This window comes from Amycolatopsis sp. N2S4-7 (genome assembly GCF_058119595.1).
On sequence record NZ_CP172299.1, the window covers coordinates 3,690,019 to 3,705,934 of the forward strand.

The following is a 15,916-nucleotide window of genomic DNA, read 5'->3' on the forward strand; positions in this document are numbered from 1 at the left end:
TCGGGAGAAAAGCGTTACTTGTCGCGGCGGAAGAGCTTGTTGCCCAGCCACACGATGGGGTCGTACTTGCGGTCGGCGACGCGCTCCTTCATCGGGATCAGCGCGTTGTCGGTGATGTGGATGCCCTCCGGGCAGACCTCACTGCAGCACTTCGTGATGTTGCAGTACCCGAGGCCGTGCTCGTCCTGGGCCGCGTCGCGGCGGTCGGCGACGTCGAGCGGGTGCATCTCCAGCTCGGCGATGCGCATCAGGTACCGCGGCCCGGCGAAGGCTTCCTTGTTCTCCTCGTGGTCGCGGACCACGTGGCAGGTGTTCTGGCACAGGAAGCACTCGATGCACTTGCGGAACTCCTGCGAGCGCTCGACGTCCACCTGCTGCATCCGGTACTCGCCCGGCTTCAGCTCCGGCGGCGGCGTGAACGACGGGATCTCCCGCGCCTTCGTGTAGTTGAACGACACGTCGGTGACGAGGTCGCGGATCACCGGGAACGTCCGCATCGGCGTCACCGTGATCACCTCGTCCTCGGTGAACGTCGACATCCGCGTCATGCACAGCAGGCGCGGGCGGCCGTTGATCTCCGCCGAGCACGAGCCGCACTTGCCCGCCTTGCAGTTCCAGCGCACCGCGAGGTCCGACGCCTGCGTGGCCTGCAGCCGGTGGATGATGTCGAGGACGACCTCGCCCTCGTTCACCTCCACCGTGAAGTCCTGCAGCTCGCCGCCCGTGTCGTCGCCGCGCCAGACCCGGAAACTCGCCTTGTAGCTCATGCCTTGCTCCCGGGGTGCGCCTCGAGTTCCGAGTCGGTGTAGTACTTCCCGAGCTCGCCGAACTCGAACAGCTCCAGCAGGTCCTGCCGCAGCGGCACCTGCTCCTTCACGGTGACGTCGATGTCCGGCACCACCGGGTTTTCGCCCTGTTCGGCCGAGCAGACGAGCAGCTTGTTGCGCCACTGGGCGTCCATGCCCGGGTGGTCGTCACGGGTGTGGCCGCCGCGGCTTTCGGTCCGCGTCAGCGCGGCCTTCGCGACGCACTCGCTGACCATCAGCATGTTGCGCAGGTCGATCGCGAGGTGCCAGCCGGGGTTGAACTGCCGGTGCCCCTCCACGGTGACGCGCAGGATCCGCTGCCGCAGCTCGCCGAGCTTCACCAGTGCCTGCTCGATCTCCTCGGCCTTGCGGATGATGCCGACGAGGTCGTTCATCGACTGCTGCAGCTCGGTGTGCAGGGTGTACGGGTTCTCGGCCGACGCGCCCTCGGGCGGGTCGAACGGCGCGAGCGCCATCTTCGCCGCCGCGTCCACATCGGACTCGCTCACGGCCGGCCTGCCGTCGAGGCCGTGCACGTACTCGGCGGCGCCGAGACCCGCGCGGCGGCCGAACACCAGCAGGTCAGACAGCGAGTTGCCGCCGAGCCGGTTGGACCCGTGCATGCCGCCCGAGCACTCGCCGGCGGCGAACAGGCCGGGCACGCTCGCCGCGGCCGTGTCCGGGTCGACCTCGATGCCACCCATGACGTAGTGGCAGGTCGGGCCGACCTCCATCGGCTCGGCGGTGATGTCGACGTCCGCCAGCTCCTTGAACTGGTGGTACATCGACGGCAGCCGCTTCTTGATCTCCTCGGCCGGCAGCCGGCTCGCGATGTCGAGGAACACGCCGCCGTGCGGGGAGCCGCGCCCCTCCTTGACCTCGGAGTTGATCGCGCGGGCCACCTCGTCGCGGGGCAGCAGGTCCGGCGTGCGCCGGTTGTTGTCCGCGTCGGTGTACCAGCGGTCGGCTTCCTCTTCGCTTTCGGCGTACTGGCCCTTGAAGACCTCGGGCACGTACTCGAACATGAAGCGCTTGCCGTCGGAGTTCTTCAGGACGCCGCCGTCGCCGCGCACGCCCTCGGTGACGAGGATGCCCTTGACGCTCGGCGGCCAGACCATCCCGGTCGGGTGGAACTGGACGAACTCCATGTTGATCAGCTTCGCGCCCGCCCGCAGGGCCAGGGCGTGGCCGTCACCGGTGTACTCCCACGAGTTGGACGTCACCTTGAACGACTTGCCGATGCCGCCGGTGGCGAGCACGACCGCGGGCGCCTCGAAGAGGATGAACCGGCCGCTCTCGCGCCAGTAGCCGAACGCGCCGGCGATGCGGCCCTCGGTCGTGAGCAGCTCGGTGACCGTGCACTCGGCGAAGACCTTGATCTTCGCCTCGTAGTCCCCGGTCTCGGCGAAGTCCTCCTGCTGCAGCGAAACGATCTTCTGCTGCATCGTGCGGATGAGCTCGAGGCCGGTGCGGTCACCGACGTGCGCGAGCCGCGGGTACGTGTGCCCGCCGAAGTTGCGCTGGCTGATCCGGCCGTCGGCGGTGCGGTCGAACAGGGCGCCGTAGGTCTCCAGCTCCCAGACGCGGTCGGGCGCCTCCTTGGCGTGCAGCTCGGCCATCCGCCAGTTGTTGAGGAACTTCCCGCCGCGCATGGTGTCGCGGAAGTGGACCTGCCAGTTGTCGTTCGAGTTCGCGTTGCCCATCGAGGCGGCGCAGCCGCCCTCGGCCATCACCGTGTGCGCCTTGCCGAACAGGGACTTGCACACGACGGCGACGCGGAAGCCGCGTTCGCGAGCTTCGATCACGGCGCGGAGACCGGCGCCACCGGCACCGATCACCACCACGTCGTAGCTGTGCCGTTCGACCTCGGTCATGAAGAGATTCCACCTCGGAACTGGGGACGTCTGTTTTCAGGGAGCACTGTCGGGTGGCGCTAGTTGACGAATCTCAGGTCCGAGATCGCGCCGCTGGCCACGAGCATGACGTAGAAGTCGGTCAGCACCAGCGTGCCGAGCGTCGTCCAGGCCAGCGTCATGTGGCGGGTGTTGAGCTTCGTGACCTGCGTCCAGATCCAGTAGCGCACCGGGTGCTTGGAGAAGTGCTTCAGCCTGCCCCCGGTCACGTGCCGGCACGAGTGGCAGGAAAGCGTGTACGCCCAGAGCAGGACCACGTTGACGAGCAGGACGATGTTGCCCAGCCCGAACCCGAAGCCGCCGGTCTTCCCGTGGAACGCCGTGATCGCGTCGTAGGTGTTGACCAGCGAGACGATCAGCGCGACGTAGAAGAAGTAGCGGTGGACGTTCTGGATGATCAGCGGCAGCCGCGTCTCGCCCGTGTACTTCGCGTGCGGTTCCGCGACGGCGCAGGCGGGCGGGGAGAACCACACGGCCCGGTAGTAGGCCTTGCGGTAGTAGTAGCAGGTCAGGCGGAACCCGAGCAGGAACGGCAGCACGACGAACCCGAGCGGGATGAACCCGGGCAGGTCGCCGAACCAGTGGCCGAAGTGGCTCGAGCCCTCGACGCAGGACGTGGACAGGCAGGGCGAGTAGAACGGCGTCAGGTAGTGGTAGTCGGGCACCCAGTACGCGGTGCGCACGAACGACCGGACCGTCGCGTAGATGACGAACGCGGCGAGCCCGAGCACGGTCAGCAGCGGCTGGAGCCACCACCGGTCCGTGCGGAGGGTGCGCTCGGCGATCCGGGCCCGTTTCGGGGCCCGGACGCCGGTGCCGACGCCGTTGTCAGCGGGTGCGCTCACCGCTGGTCGCGCTTGTAGCCGCCGACGCCTTCGTCGTCCGCGCCGTGCCAGAGCGCCGGGTCGTAGGGGGTGTCGGGGACGGGAACGCGCTCGGCGGCCTTCGCCTGGGCCGGCACCGCGAGCGGCGTGCCGTCGAGGTCCGCGGTGTCGATGTCGAGGCGCTCCACGTCGTTGGCGAGCCGGCGGACCGCCGACGCGTCGCCGTAGCGCGAGCGCAGTGCGCCGACGCACTGCCTGAGCTGGCCGATGGTTCGCCGCAGCTCGGCGATCTCGGAGGTGGACATCATGCCTCCCGGGGGCGTGGTGGGGCTGCAGGGAACCGGCCGGGCGATCGCTCGCCCCTACGGCTTTGCCGCGCGTCGTGCAGTGTGACAACTAGCACACTAACGGTTCCGGAGGTGATCGGGGTCACGCGGGTCGATCTTCTGAATCGATTTTGATTCGGCGTTTTCCCGAGGTACTGTGGCCAGTGTCACGACCCAGAGGCGCCAGCGCTGCCGTCCCGCGGACCACCCCACACCAGTGATCCGGAGCCGGACATGAGCCCGACCCCCGCCACATCGTTGCACCCCGTCGTCGCCGAGGTCACCGCCCGCATCGCCGCGCGCAGTGCCGCGACGCGCTCCGCGTACCTCGGCCGCATGGCCGCCGCCCACGCCGAAGGCCCGGTCCGCCGCGGCCTCGCGTGCAGCAACCTCGCCCACGGTTTCGCCGCCATGGAAGGCGCCGACAAGGAGGCGCTGCGGGCCGCGCGCGCCCCCGGCGTCGCGATCGTCTCCTCCTACAACGACATGCTGTCGGCGCACCAGCCGATGCAGGAGTACCCGGCCTGGCTGAAGAAGGCGGTGCGCTCCGCCGGTGGCGTCGCCCAGTTCGCCGGCGGCGTCCCGGCCATGTGCGACGGGATCACCCAGGGCCGCGCGGGCATGGAGCTGTCGTTGTTCAGCCGCGAGGTCATCGCGATGTCGACGGCGATCGCGCTCTCGCACGACATGTTCGACGCCTCGCTGCTGCTCGGGGTGTGCGACAAGATCGTCCCCGGGCTGCTGATCGGCGCGCTGTCGTTCGGGCACCTGCCGGCGCTGCTGGTCCCCGCCGGGCCGATGAACTCCGGGCTGCCGAACAAGGAGAAGGCCCGCGTCCGCCAGCTGTACGCCGAGGGCCTCGCGACCCGCGAAGACCTCCTCGACGCCGAAGCGGCGTCGTACCACTCGGCCGGCACCTGCACCTTCTACGGCACGGCCAACTCCAACCAGATGGTCGTCGAGGTGATGGGCCTGCACCTGCCCGGCGCCAGCTTCGTCCAGCCCGGCTCGGCGCTGCGTCAGGCGCTGACCGAAGAAGCCGGACGGCGGATCGTCGCCATTTCGCGCGGCGAGGAGTACACGCCGGTCTCGCGGATCCTCGACGAGAAGGCGTTCGTCAACGGCGTCATCGCGCTGCTCGCCACCGGCGGGTCGACCAACCACACGATGCACCTGGTCGCGGTCGCCGCGGCCGCGGGCATCCAGCTGACCTGGGACGACTTCTCCGCCCTGTCGGCCGTCGTGCCGCTGCTCGCGCGGGTCTACCCGAACGGCAGCGCCGACATCAACCACTTCCACGCCGCCGGCGGCATCCAGTTCCTGGTCGGCACGCTGCTCGACGCCGGGCTGCTGCACGAGGACGTGCACACGGTCGCCGGGTTCGGGCTGCACCGCTACCGGGCCGAGCCGATCCTGTCCGACGGCGAGCTGGTCTGGCGCGACGTGCCCACCCGCAGCCTCGACGAAGAGGTGCTGCGCCCGGCGTGGCGCCCGTTCGCCGCGGACGGCGGGCTGCGGATGGTCGAGGGCAACCTCGGCCGCGCGGTGGTCAAGGTGTCCGCGGTGGCGCCCGAGCACCGCGTCGTCCAGGCGCCGGCGCGGGTGTTCACCACCCAGGAGGCGTTCACGGCCGCGTTCGAGGCCGGCGAGCTGGACCGCGACGTCGTCGTGGTGGTCCGGCAGCAGGGCCCGCGGGCCAACGGCATGCCGGAGCTGCACGGGCTGACCCCCGCGCTGGGGGTGCTGATGGACCGCGGGCACGCCGTGGCCCTGCTCACCGACGGCCGGATGTCGGGCGCGTCGGGCAAGATCCCCGCCGCGATCCAGGTGACGCCGGAAGCCGCGGCGGGCGGCCCGATCGCCCGCGTCGCGGACGGCGACGTCATCCGGCTGGACGCTGCCGCGGGCTCGCTCGACGTGCTGGTCGGTGACGAAGAACTCGCCCTGCGTGAGCTTGTGGACGGACCGCCGTCCGAAGCATCCTGGACCGGCACCGGCCGAGAGCTGTTCGCCGCGTTGCGCCGTGCCGTCGGCCCCGCCGACCAGGGCGCTTCGGTGTTCGGCGGCTTGACGCCGGAGCACCTCGGCGCCCTTTCGGGGGTCCAGGGGGGCTTGCCCCCCGGCCGGGGTCTGGGGCTTGGCCCCAGGGAACACGGAATGCCCGCTTTCGCAACCCAGGAGGTCGGTCAGTGACCACCGGTCAGGACCTGCTCGAGCTGTCCCCCGTGATGCCCGTCGTGGTGATCGACGACGCCGACGACGCGGTGCCCACGGCGCGGGCCCTGCTCGCCGGCGGGATCGGGGTCATCGAGCTGACCCTGCGCACCCCGGCGGCGCTGGCGGCGATCGAGCGCGTCGCGGCCGAGGTGCCGGACATCGTCATCGGCGCCGGCACCGTCACCGCGCCGGAGCACGCGAAGCAGGCGGCCGACGCGGGCGCGAAGTTCCTCGTGACGCCGGGCTGCACGGACGCCGTCGTCGACGCGTGCTTCGACTCCGGGCTGCCGTTCCTGCCCGGCGCGAGCACCGTGTCGGAGGCGATGCGGCTGGCCGAACGCGGGCTTTCGGCGTTGAAGTTCTTCCCGGCGGAGGCCAGCGGCGGGGTCGCGTACCTGAAGTCGATCGCGGGCCCGTTGCCTTCGCTCAGGTTCTGCCCGACCGGCGGCATCACGGTGGCCTCGGCGCCGTCGTACCTGGCGCTGCCGAACGTCGGCTGCATCGGCGGTTCCTGGCTGACGCCGAAGCCCGCGTTGGCGACCGGCGACTACGCGGCGATCGAGAAGCTGGCCGCGGAAGCCGCCCGGCTGTAGCCGAAATCACCTGCGCGATTGCCGCGCCCGAACGGCCGAACCGCCGTCCGCATCGCGGGAGCACCGTTCCAGTGCGCTGGAACGGTGCTCCGAGCGGGTGTGGCGGCGGTCATGGAAACCAGCCATTTGCCCAGACCGTTCCACTGAACGGGTCATTCGCGGGTGTGGTGGGTGATTTACCGGCCTGTTATCGTTCCCCCTCGCATTTCACTGCGAGGAGAACCGGTGTCCCTGACCAGCGTGGTCGCCCCCAGTCCTGCCCCCGAGAACGTCGCCGCACTCGTCGGCGAACGCCTTTCCCTGTCCGCCCTCCACCAGCTGGGCGGCACCCTCGGCGGCTATTCCTTCGTCAAGGTCGTGGTCGACCGCGAAAATTCTGTCATCCACTTCCTGAACAACGCCCGCCATTCCTTTCACGCGATCTATATCGGCGAAGAGATCCTCGGCGTCCCCGAAGAACGCGTCCGCGCCGAGATCGACGCGTACAACGAGACCTTCTACCACGCGCCGGACCGCCGGTTCCTGCTCGGCATTCTCGCCCTGCACCCGCAGATGCTTTCCCTGGAGACGGTCGAGGTCGACACGATGCCGGCCGAGCTGATCCGCGAGTTCCACGCCTTCGTCGCGCGGTACGTGGACCCGTCGCTGCCGCTGGTGTTCAAGCCGGCCAACCAGCGGCAGGAGCGGATCGTCCGGGAGATCCCGGCGGGTGAGCTGCCCCGCGTGTTCGCGCACGAGCTGTTCTCCACGGCGCCGTTCGTGGCGCTGAACCCGGGCACGGCCACGGGCCGCCTGCGCGCCTTCCGCACCGAGGCCGAGTACCGCGCCGCCACGCTGGACTGGACCGACATCATCGTGATGGACCGCGTGCCCGACGACATCCCGCGCCTGTCCGGCATCGTCAACGCCCGGCACACGACGCCGTTGTCGCACACCAACGTCCTCGCCACCGGCTGGCAGATCCCGAACGCCGTCCAGCTCGGCGCCCTCGCCGAGATCGACCGCCGCGGGCTCGACGGGAAGTGGGTCGAGTACACGGTGGACGCCCAGGCGACGTCGGTCTCCCTGCGGGAGGTCGACGAGCCGGCCGAGGCGGCGCCGCGGCCGGGCTGGTACGCCCAGCGCGTCACGCTGGAGGAGCCCGAGGCCGGGCACGGCCCGATCGCGAACCTCGCGCGGCTGCGCGCGTCCGACCGCTCCCGCTACGGCACCAAGGCGGCCAACCTCGGCGAGCTGCACCACGTCCTGGCCCACGGTTCGCAGCGGCTGCTCGGCTTCTACCAGGTGCCGCGGCCGCCGCGGGACAACCTGCTGCCGTACCTGGCCCGGCTGCTGGACGTGCCGTCCGTCGCCGACCTGGAGGCCGCGGCCCGCCGGCTGCTCGACGACCACGTCCGCGTGCCGCGCGGCGTCGCCCTGCCGTTCTCGCTGCAGCGACGGTTCCTGGAGTCGTCGCCGCGGATCCAGCAGGCCATCGGCAAGCTGAAGATGGCGTGCGAGCTGGACGCGCGGGAGATCGAGCCGCTGTGCGTCGAGCTGCAGAGCCTCATCCGAGCGACGAAGCTGCCGGACTCGCTGGCCCGCGAGATCGACTCCGCGCTCGTCTCGGAGCTGGCCGGGGTGCGGGCGTTCGTCGTGCGCAGCTCGTCGAACGCCGAGGACCTCGCCGGGTTCTCGGCCGCCGGGATCTACGAGTCGCTCAACCACGTCACGACCGCCGAGCGGATCTTCGCCAGTGTCAAGGAAGTCTGGGCTTCGCTGGTGTCGGTGCGCAGCGTCCGGCTGCGGCAGCAGGCCGGGATCTCCCTCGACGAGTGCTACATGGGCGTGGTGATCCAGGAGCAGGTCGCGGCCGACTTCGGCGGCGTGCTCGTGACGACGAACCCGATGAACCGCGCGGACTTCCGCACGGTGTACATCAACGTGTCGCCGGAGGTCACCGACGTCGTCGACGGGTCGGCGCTGCCGATGCAGTACCTGTACTCGACCGTCGAGGGCGGCGGTCGCACGGTGTCGCTCGGCGACGCGGCCGCGGACCTCGACGAGCGGGCGCACGAGCAGCTGCAGCGCCTCGCCGTCGCCGGCCGCCTGCTGCAGGCGCACTTCTCACCCGACTACACCTTCGATGCACCGGTCGACGTCGAGTGGCTCGCCGACCGCGACCACGTCCACATCGTGCAGCTGCGCCCCTATTCGGCCTGATTCCCGGGAGAAACGACCATGCTGGGCTTTCGCCTGCCCGCGAAACCCGCCGTTCAGCGCGCCGTCCGGCTGACCTACGGGTTCCAGTTCTTCTTCGGCCTGCTGCTGTGGGTGCCGATCTTCTACCAGTACCAGAAGCTCGTCGGCCTCGGCGACGGCGAGATCTTCGGCATCCAGAGCATCTACTACCTCGTGTTCTGCCTGCTGGAGATCCCGACGGGGATGATCGCCGACCGGTTCGACTACCGGGCTTCGCTGGCGGCCGGCGCCGGCGTGCTCGTGGTGGCGAACCTGGTGCCGGTGTTCCTCGGCTCGTACACCGGGTTCCTGGTGCACTTCGTCCTGATCGCCTTGGCGCGCTCACTGGTTTCGGGGGCGCAGAGCGCGTACCTGTACGAGTACCTGCACGCGTCCGGCTCAGGGGAGCACTACCTTCGCGTGGAAGGCGTCGGCCGCGCGTACAGCCTGATCGGCAAGATCGTGTACTGGCCGGTGATCGGCCTGCTGATGACGTGGAACCTCCCGTCCCCGTACTGGCTGACGGCGATCAACGCGGGGGTGGCGCTGGTGTTCGCGCTGAAGCTCCCGGCGATCCCCGGCGGACGGCGGGCCACCGGCAAGACGGCGTCCCTCCTGGCGGGGGTCGGCGGTGCGCTCTCGGCGCTGCGCTCCTCGCGGTGGCTGTTGCTGCTGATGGTGCAGGGCGTCGCGATGTTCACGCTGGTGCGGATCTGTCAGGTGAACCTGTTCCAGCCGATCCTGGCGTCGAAGTCGCTGTCGGTGAACTGGTACGGCGCGGTCCTGGCCGCGATGACGGTCTTCGAGGCCCTGGGCGCGGCCCGCCCCCACCGGCTCCGCCGCGCCATCGGCCCGGTCGGCTCGGTGTTCACGCTGACGATCGTGATGGCGCTGTGCCTCGGTTTCGTCGTGCTGGTCGGCTCCTTCCCGGCGGTGGTGCTGTTGTGCGTCTTCGCGGTGGCGACGGGCATTTCGTTCCCGGTGCAGAAGCAGCTGTTGAACGACTCCATCCCGGATTCCCGGTACCGCGCGACGCTCCTGTCGATGGAGTCCATTTTGGACCGCGCGGTGTGCGCGCTGGCGGCGGTGGCGCTGGGTGCCTATCTGGCGGCCGGGCAGCTGAACGAGTTCCTGGTGCTGTCGGCCGTGGTCACCTGCGTGGTGATGGGGTTGCTGGCGGTGCTGCTGCTGGCGGTCCGCAAGCACCGCTCGGACCGCCGGGTGCCCGCCACGCGGGAGGCGGTGTCCACCGGCTCCGCGTGACGTGCGAACCGACGCTCACGGCTCGGTGAACACCGGCGCACCCTGCTGACCGGCGCCTCGGTCGCCCTCGAGTGCCCCGCGGTCAGTCGATGTAGGCGTCGTCGAGCAGGGTGGACTCCGCGCCGTACTCGCGGAGTTCCTCCTTGATCACCGTGTACGCCAGCCCCTGGGGGTAGCCCTTGCGCGCCAGGAAGCCGAGCAGCCGCCGCAGCGCTGTCTGCTCGTCGACGTTGCCCAGGGACCCGAGCCGCTTGCGGACCAGTTCCCGGGCCATCTGCTCCTCGGACTCGCGGTCGACCTCGCCCGCCGCCTGCGCGGCGACCTCGTCGTCGACGCCCTTGCGCCGAAGCTCGGCCATCAGCGCGGTGCGGGACAGGCCCTGGGTGGTGTGGCGGGACTTGACCCACAGTTCCGCGAACTCCGCGTCGTTCACCAGCCCTGCCCGGTCGAGCTTGCCGAGCAGGGTTTCGCTGGTCTCCTCGTCGAACCCCTTGCGGTGCAAGGCCTGCCGGAGCTCCTCCTGGGTGCGCGCACGCACGGCCAGGAGGTCGAAGCAGATCTCCTTGGCCTTCTTGTACCGCTCCTCCGGGGGCAGCTCCGACGGCGGAACCTTCGGCGCCCTCGCCACCTCGATCACTCCTCGTTCTTCACTGACCCAAGCATCACAGCGCAACGCATCCACGACGGGGGTCCAGGGGGCTTGCCCCCTGGCGGGGTCCGGGGGTTCGACCCCCGGAAGACACCGCGGAGGGATCACGGCGAGCGCACTCCGCGAGCACACCTCACCCATCCCGACGCCCCCTCAGAAGTCGACCGGCGCCGGCACGGCTTCGACGGCCTCGGCGTCGACCTGCGCCCCGATGCCCAGCTTTTCCTTGATCCGCTTCTCGATCTCGTTGGCGATGTCCGGGTTGTCGCGCAGGAACTTCCGCGCGTTCTCCTTGCCCTGGCCGAGCTGGTCGCCCTCGTAGGTGTACCAGGCACCGGACTTGCGCAGGATGGCCTGGTCGACACCCATGTCGATGAGCGAACCCTCGCGGGAGACGCCGTGGCCGTACAGGATGTCGAACTCGGCCTGCTTGAAGGGCGGGGCCATCTTGTTCTTCACGACCTTGACGCGGGTGCGGTTGCCGACCGGCTCGCCGCCGTCCTTGAGCGTCTCGATGCGGCGCACGTCGAGCCGGATCGAGGCGTAGAACTTCAGCGCCTTGCCACCGGTCGTGGTCTCCGGGGAGCCGAACATGACACCGATCTTCTCGCGCAGCTGGTTGATGAAGATCGCGGTGGTGCCGGAGTTGTTCATCGCCCCGGTCATCTTGCGCAGCGCCTGGCTCATCAGGCGGGCCTGGAGGCCGACGTGCGAGTCGCCCATCTCGCCCTCGATCTCGGCGCGCGGCACGAGCGCGGCCACGGAGTCGATGACCAGGATGTCGAGCGCGCCGGAGCGGATCAGCATGTCCGCGATCTCGAGCGCCTGTTCACCGGTGTCCGGCTGGGAGACGAGCAGCGCGTCGGTGTCCACGCCGAGCTTCTTGGCGTACTCCGGGTCCAGCGCGTGCTCCGCGTCGATGAACGCCGCGATGCCGCCGTTGCGCTGCGCGTTCGCCACCGCGTGCAGGGCGACCGTGGTCTTACCGGAGGACTCCGGGCCGTAGATCTCGATGACCCGGCCGCGGGGCAGGCCGCCGATGCCGAGCGCGACGTCGAGGGCGATCGCGCCGGTCGGGATCACGGCGATGGGCGCGCGGCCCTCTTCGCCGAGGCGCATGACCGAGCCCTTGCCGTACTGCTTGTCGATCTGCGCGAGCGCGAGCTCGAGCGCCTTGTCCTTGTCGGGTGCTGCAGGCATGGAAGTCCACCTCGCTGGTCGGAGCCCCGTCGAGGGCTCTGTGTCGGTTCTTCAGCTGTCCGGTCCGACGCTAGCGGCGGGGACCGACAATTCCAGGCGCGGCGCCCAATCTGTGGATCGCTGGACCCGATGTGGACAACACTTTAGACGAACACCTGTTCGAGGTCGGCAGCGACACACCCTTGCGCTAGGATTTTCGCCCGCCCGGGGCGGTGCACGCCGGATCCGCCCAGGTCAGCGGCGTTCCGCCGGCACGTCGAAGGCGTCGCAGAGCTCGCGCCAGATCTGTTTCGCCGGGATTCCGGCGGTCAGCGCCTGGTCGACGGTGCGCCCGCCGAGCCCGCTCAGCACGTGGTCCCTGGCCAGCACCTGGGCCCGCCCCGAGCCGAACTCGTCGGCCATCAGCCGCCGGAAAACCGTGATTCGCATCGGACCCATGGTATCCGGGCGGGCGGGCAGAGCACGAACGGCCCGTTCGCGCCCCCGTCGTCACTCTCCCGGCTGGACGCTCTGCTCGAAGTAGTCGGCCAGGGTGCCCGGCGTGGTCGCTTCGGCCTGGTCGCTCGAGTTCAGCTGGTAGATGAACCCGACCAGCGGCCGGTCGGACACCGTGAACACGAGCACCGCCGACGTCTTGCCCGCGGCCGAGGAGTAGTGGCCCTTGAGCCCGTTGCCACCCCAGTCGGCCTCGGTGCGGTCGCCGCCCGCCGAGGAGAGCAGGCCGTCGGTGTACTGCTTGAGCGTGTCGGCGTTGTCGCCCTGGACGTAGGTCACCTGCGTGCCCGCCCGGCCCGGCGCGGAGCAGGTCGAGGCCGGCCCGAGGCTCTTCGCCGGCGCCGCCGGGCCGTTGCCCATGCCCGGCTTGCAGTCGCCGGTGTCGGCGATCTTCCCGGCGAGCTGGCGCAGGCAGCCGGTGAGGCCTTTGTCGTCGGCCTGGCCCGGCGTCCGGCACTGGTCGGCGGTGTAGGTGGTCACCGAGGACGACGACGTGAGGAAGATCGCCAGTCCCGCCGCGAGCACCACGACGACCGCGGCCGCGATCCCGATCAGCAGCTTCTTCTTCCCGCCGGGCTTCGGCTCGCTCTTCTCCGCGACGGCGGCGGGCGAGTAGGAGGGGAAGTTCGACGGCACCTGCTGCGGGCCGCTGGGCGGGAAGTTCGACGGCGCGTAGCCCGGGTACTGCGGCGGCGGGGGCGCGTACTGCGCGCGGTGCGGCGGGCCACCCGCGGCGACCGCCCCTTCGACGTTCTGGGTCCGCACGGAAAGCCCGTCGCGGGCCACGTGCTGGGCGCCGAGCGCGACCGCGGTCTCCGGCTGGTCGAGGCTGCCCGGCACGACACCGAGCTTCTCCGCGATCATCGTGCCGACCAGCGGCAGCCGGCTCGAGCCGCCGACGAGGTAGATGCCCGCGAGCCGGTCCGGGGTCAGCCCGGAGGACCGCAGCGTCCGCGACAGCAGTTCGACGCTGCGCAGCATCGCCGGCCGGACCAGGCCTTCCAGCTCGCCGCGCGTGACGAGGACGTCCTTGAACGGCTCGGGCATCGGCACCTCGGTCTGCGGGTGCCGCGAGAGCGCCTCCTTGGCCGCCTTGACGTCCTCCTGCAGCGCGCGCCGGGTGCGCCGGTCGGCGGTCGACTCGGGCCGCAGCAGCCGCTGCCAGCGCTGCGGGTCGGAGTGCGAGACCTCGCGCCCGACGTGCACCATCAGCGCCTGGTCGACGTCGAGGCCGCCGAGGTCGGGCAGGCCGTCCTCGGCGAGCACGGTGAAGCCGTTCTGGGTGGCGCCGACGACGGCGACGTCGAAGGTGCCCGCGCCGAGGTCGTAGACCGCGAGGGCCTGGCCGGGGGCCAGCGCCTTGCCGGGGAACGACGCGAAGTGCGCCGCCGCGGCGACCGGCTCGGGCACCAGCAGGATGTTCGGACCCATCCCGGCGAGCCGGGCGGCGGACATCAGGACGTTGCGGCGGGTCTGGCCCCACTGCGCGGGGTGGGTCAGCCGGACCTCGTCGGGCTGCTCGCCGCCGAGCTGGCGGGACGTCTCTTCGAGCACGCGGCGCAGGATGGCGGCGAGCGCCTCGGTGACCGGGACGACGTCGGTGCCGAGCAGCAGGGTCTGCTCGTCGATGCGGCGCTTGGGGTTCGGTTCGAAGCGCGTCGGGTCGAGGCGGGCGCGGCGCTCGGCGTCGCGGCCGACCATGATCGTGCCCTCTTCGGTGGCGAAGACCGCCGACGGCATGTTGGCCGAGCCGTCCACTTCGACGACCCTGGGCGGCCTTCCGTGCGCCGAAAGCACGGCGACGGTGTTGGACGTCCCGAGGTCCACCGACAGGATCCGCACAGCACTCCCCTTCGCGAAACACGCCTTGGCGGCGTTCGCGGTGATGCTGCCATGCGCGCGGTGACCGTGCGTGCGGACCCGCGAAAGTCACTGCTCCTTGACGCGGCGGCCGATCCCGGGGCACGATAGTTGCGCAGTTCGGTCAACCGAGTTGCACGATTTGCGCAAGGGAGCGTGGGATGCCGAAGCTGCTCGTCCTCGGGGACGACCTGGCCGGCTCGAACGCGACCGGAGCGCTGTCCGCCCGCTTCGGGCTGCGCGCGGTGTCCGTCAAGGCGCCACTCGCGCCCTGTCTCCGCCCGGACAGCGGGATCGACGCGCTCGTGATCAACCTGGGTACCCGGCACGCCCGGCCGGCACACGCCGCCGAGGCGGTCCGCCACGCCATCGAGCTCGCCGGGCCCGTCGAACTGACGCTTTTCGGGGGTCCGGGTGGCGAAGCCCCCGACCCGAGGCGAAGCCTCGGTTGTCACAGCCGCCTGCCTGGAACACCTGAACCACGTCCTGGCCACCGGAAGGAAGAACCCGTGAGCGACCTCCCGATCCTCGCCGTCACCCTCGGCGACCCCGTGGGCATCGGCCCGGAGATCACCCTGAAGACCCTGGCCGAGCCCGAGTCCCTGCAGATGGCGCGCGGGGTCGCGGTCGGGGACGCGGTCGTGCTCGACCGCGTCGCCCGCCACCTGGGCCTGTCCGTGGAGATCAACCCGATCGCCACGGTCGCCGACGCGCGCTTCACCACCGGCGTGATCGACGTGCTCAACCTCGGCGTGGTCACCGAAGACCTGCCGTGGGGCGAGGTGAACGCGACCGCCGGAGCCGCGGCGGTCGGGGCGATCGAGGTCGCCACCCGGCTCGCGCTGGCCGGCGAGGTCGACGCGATCGTGACCGCGCCGATCAACAAGGAGGCGATCTGGGCGGCCGGCTCGCAGCACCTCGGGCACACCGAGATGCTCGGCCAGCTGACCGGGTCGACCCGGTTCAACACGATGTTCTGGGTGTCGGGGCTGAAGATCTTCTTCGCCACCCGGCACCTTTCCCTGCGCGAGGCGCTCGACCGGATCACCCGGGAAAACATCGAGCACGCGATCCGCGAGGCCTACACGGCGCTGGAGGTGTTCGGCACGGAAAAACCGAGACTGGCCGTGGCGGCGCTGAACCCGCACGGCGGCGAAAACGGCAAGTTCGGCGACGAAGAGATCGTCGCGATCGCCCCCGCGGTCGCCGCCGCGCGGGCGGCCGGGCTCGACGTGGTCGGCCCGATCCCCGCGGACTCCGTGTTCCACCAAGGGATCCAGGGCCGGTTCGACGGCGTGCTCTCGCTCTACCACGACCAGGGGCACATCGCGTCGAAGACGTACGACTTCGACGGCACGGTCTCGGTGACGGTCGGCCTGCCGATCCTGCGCACGTCGGTCGACCACGGCACGGCGTTCGACATCGCCGGCACCGGCCGGGCGTCGCACGGCACGATGCGCGCGGCGTTCAAGGCCGCGGCGACCCTGGCGCCGTACGCCCGCAAGCTGCCCGCCATCTACCCGCCGAGCCGGTGACGGCGGCGGTGACGG

The 15,916-nt window shown here is 70.5% G+C and carries 13 protein-coding genes; 5 read left to right on the forward strand and 8 right to left on the reverse strand.

Features of this window, described 5'->3' with window-relative positions:
• Positions 1-14 precede the first annotated feature (14 nt).
• The 4 genes from ACH54P_RS17160 to ACH54P_RS17175 are packed head-to-tail and all read right to left on the reverse strand — an operon-like array spanning position 15 to position 3,848.
• Entirely contained in the window at positions 15-767 is a 753-nt protein-coding gene (locus ACH54P_RS17160; RefSeq protein ID WP_489913877.1) for a succinate dehydrogenase/fumarate reductase iron-sulfur subunit, read from the reverse strand.
• Positions 764-2,680, reverse strand: coding sequence for a fumarate reductase/succinate dehydrogenase flavoprotein subunit (locus tag ACH54P_RS17165; RefSeq protein ID WP_489913879.1), 1,917 nt, complete (start codon positions 2,678-2,680; stop codon positions 764-766). Before ACH54P_RS17165 ends, ACH54P_RS17160 begins: the two co-directional genes overlap by 4 nt.
• Before the next feature lie 59 nt (positions 2,681-2,739).
• A complete protein-coding gene (locus ACH54P_RS17170; protein WP_489913881.1) occupies positions 2,740-3,564 on the reverse strand; it encodes a hypothetical protein in 825 nt (274 codons plus the stop codon).
• Positions 3,561-3,848 (reverse strand): Rv0250c family protein, encoded by a 288-nt coding sequence (locus ACH54P_RS17175; protein WP_196425237.1) that lies wholly within the window; start codon positions 3,846-3,848, stop codon positions 3,561-3,563. Before ACH54P_RS17175 ends, ACH54P_RS17170 begins: the two co-directional genes overlap by 4 nt.
• A gap of 255 nt (positions 3,849-4,103) precedes the next feature.
• On the opposite strand from ACH54P_RS17175, the gene edd reads away from it, so the two are divergent.
• The 4 genes from edd (at position 4,104) to ACH54P_RS17195 (ending at position 10,162) form a co-directional block, all read left to right on the forward strand.
• Positions 4,104-6,062, forward strand: a complete 1,959-nt coding sequence (gene edd, locus ACH54P_RS17180) for a phosphogluconate dehydratase (protein WP_489913884.1) — start codon at positions 4,104-4,106, stop codon at positions 6,060-6,062.
• Positions 6,059-6,679 (forward strand): bifunctional 4-hydroxy-2-oxoglutarate aldolase/2-dehydro-3-deoxy-phosphogluconate aldolase, encoded by a 621-nt coding sequence (gene eda, locus ACH54P_RS17185; protein ID WP_489913887.1) that lies wholly within the window; start codon positions 6,059-6,061, stop codon positions 6,677-6,679. Before edd ends, eda begins: the two co-directional genes overlap by 4 nt.
• A 225-nt stretch (positions 6,680-6,904) precedes the next feature.
• Positions 6,905-8,881: a PEP/pyruvate-binding domain-containing protein gene (locus ACH54P_RS17190; RefSeq protein ID WP_489913890.1), complete on the forward strand. Its 1,977-nt coding sequence runs from the start codon at positions 6,905-6,907 to the stop codon at positions 8,879-8,881.
• Positions 8,882-8,899: 18 nt separating this feature from the next.
• Positions 8,900-10,162 carry an MFS transporter gene (locus ACH54P_RS17195; protein WP_489913893.1) on the forward strand — a complete coding sequence of 421 codons (1,263 nt, stop codon included), beginning with the start codon at positions 8,900-8,902 and terminating at the stop codon, positions 10,160-10,162.
• An 82-nt stretch (positions 10,163-10,244) separates the two neighbouring features.
• Here the strand turns inward: ACH54P_RS17195 and ACH54P_RS17200 are convergent, their stop codons facing one another.
• The 4 genes from ACH54P_RS17200 to ACH54P_RS17215 form a co-directional block, all read right to left on the reverse strand.
• Positions 10,245-10,790: a regulatory protein RecX gene (locus tag ACH54P_RS17200; RefSeq protein ID WP_489913895.1), complete on the reverse strand. Its 546-nt coding sequence runs from the start codon at positions 10,788-10,790 to the stop codon at positions 10,245-10,247.
• 174 nt (positions 10,791-10,964) lie between these two features.
• Positions 10,965-12,011, reverse strand: a complete 1,047-nt coding sequence (gene recA / locus ACH54P_RS17205) for a recombinase RecA (RefSeq protein WP_410672734.1) — start codon at positions 12,009-12,011, stop codon at positions 10,965-10,967.
• A 234-nt stretch (positions 12,012-12,245) separates the two neighbouring features.
• Entirely contained in the window at positions 12,246-12,440 is a 195-nt protein-coding gene (locus ACH54P_RS17210; protein WP_489913898.1) for a DUF3046 domain-containing protein, read from the reverse strand.
• Between the two features lie 60 nt (positions 12,441-12,500).
• On the reverse strand, positions 12,501-14,348 hold the full coding sequence (locus ACH54P_RS17215) for an Hsp70 family protein (RefSeq protein WP_489913900.1): 1,848 nt from the start codon (positions 14,346-14,348) through the stop codon (positions 12,501-12,503).
• A gap of 179 nt (positions 14,349-14,527) precedes the next feature.
• On the opposite strand from ACH54P_RS17215, the gene pdxA reads away from it, so the two are divergent.
• A complete protein-coding gene (pdxA, locus tag ACH54P_RS17220; protein ID WP_489913902.1) occupies positions 14,528-15,901 on the forward strand; it encodes a 4-hydroxythreonine-4-phosphate dehydrogenase PdxA in 1,374 nt (457 codons plus the stop codon).
• Positions 15,902-15,916 lie beyond the last annotated feature (15 nt).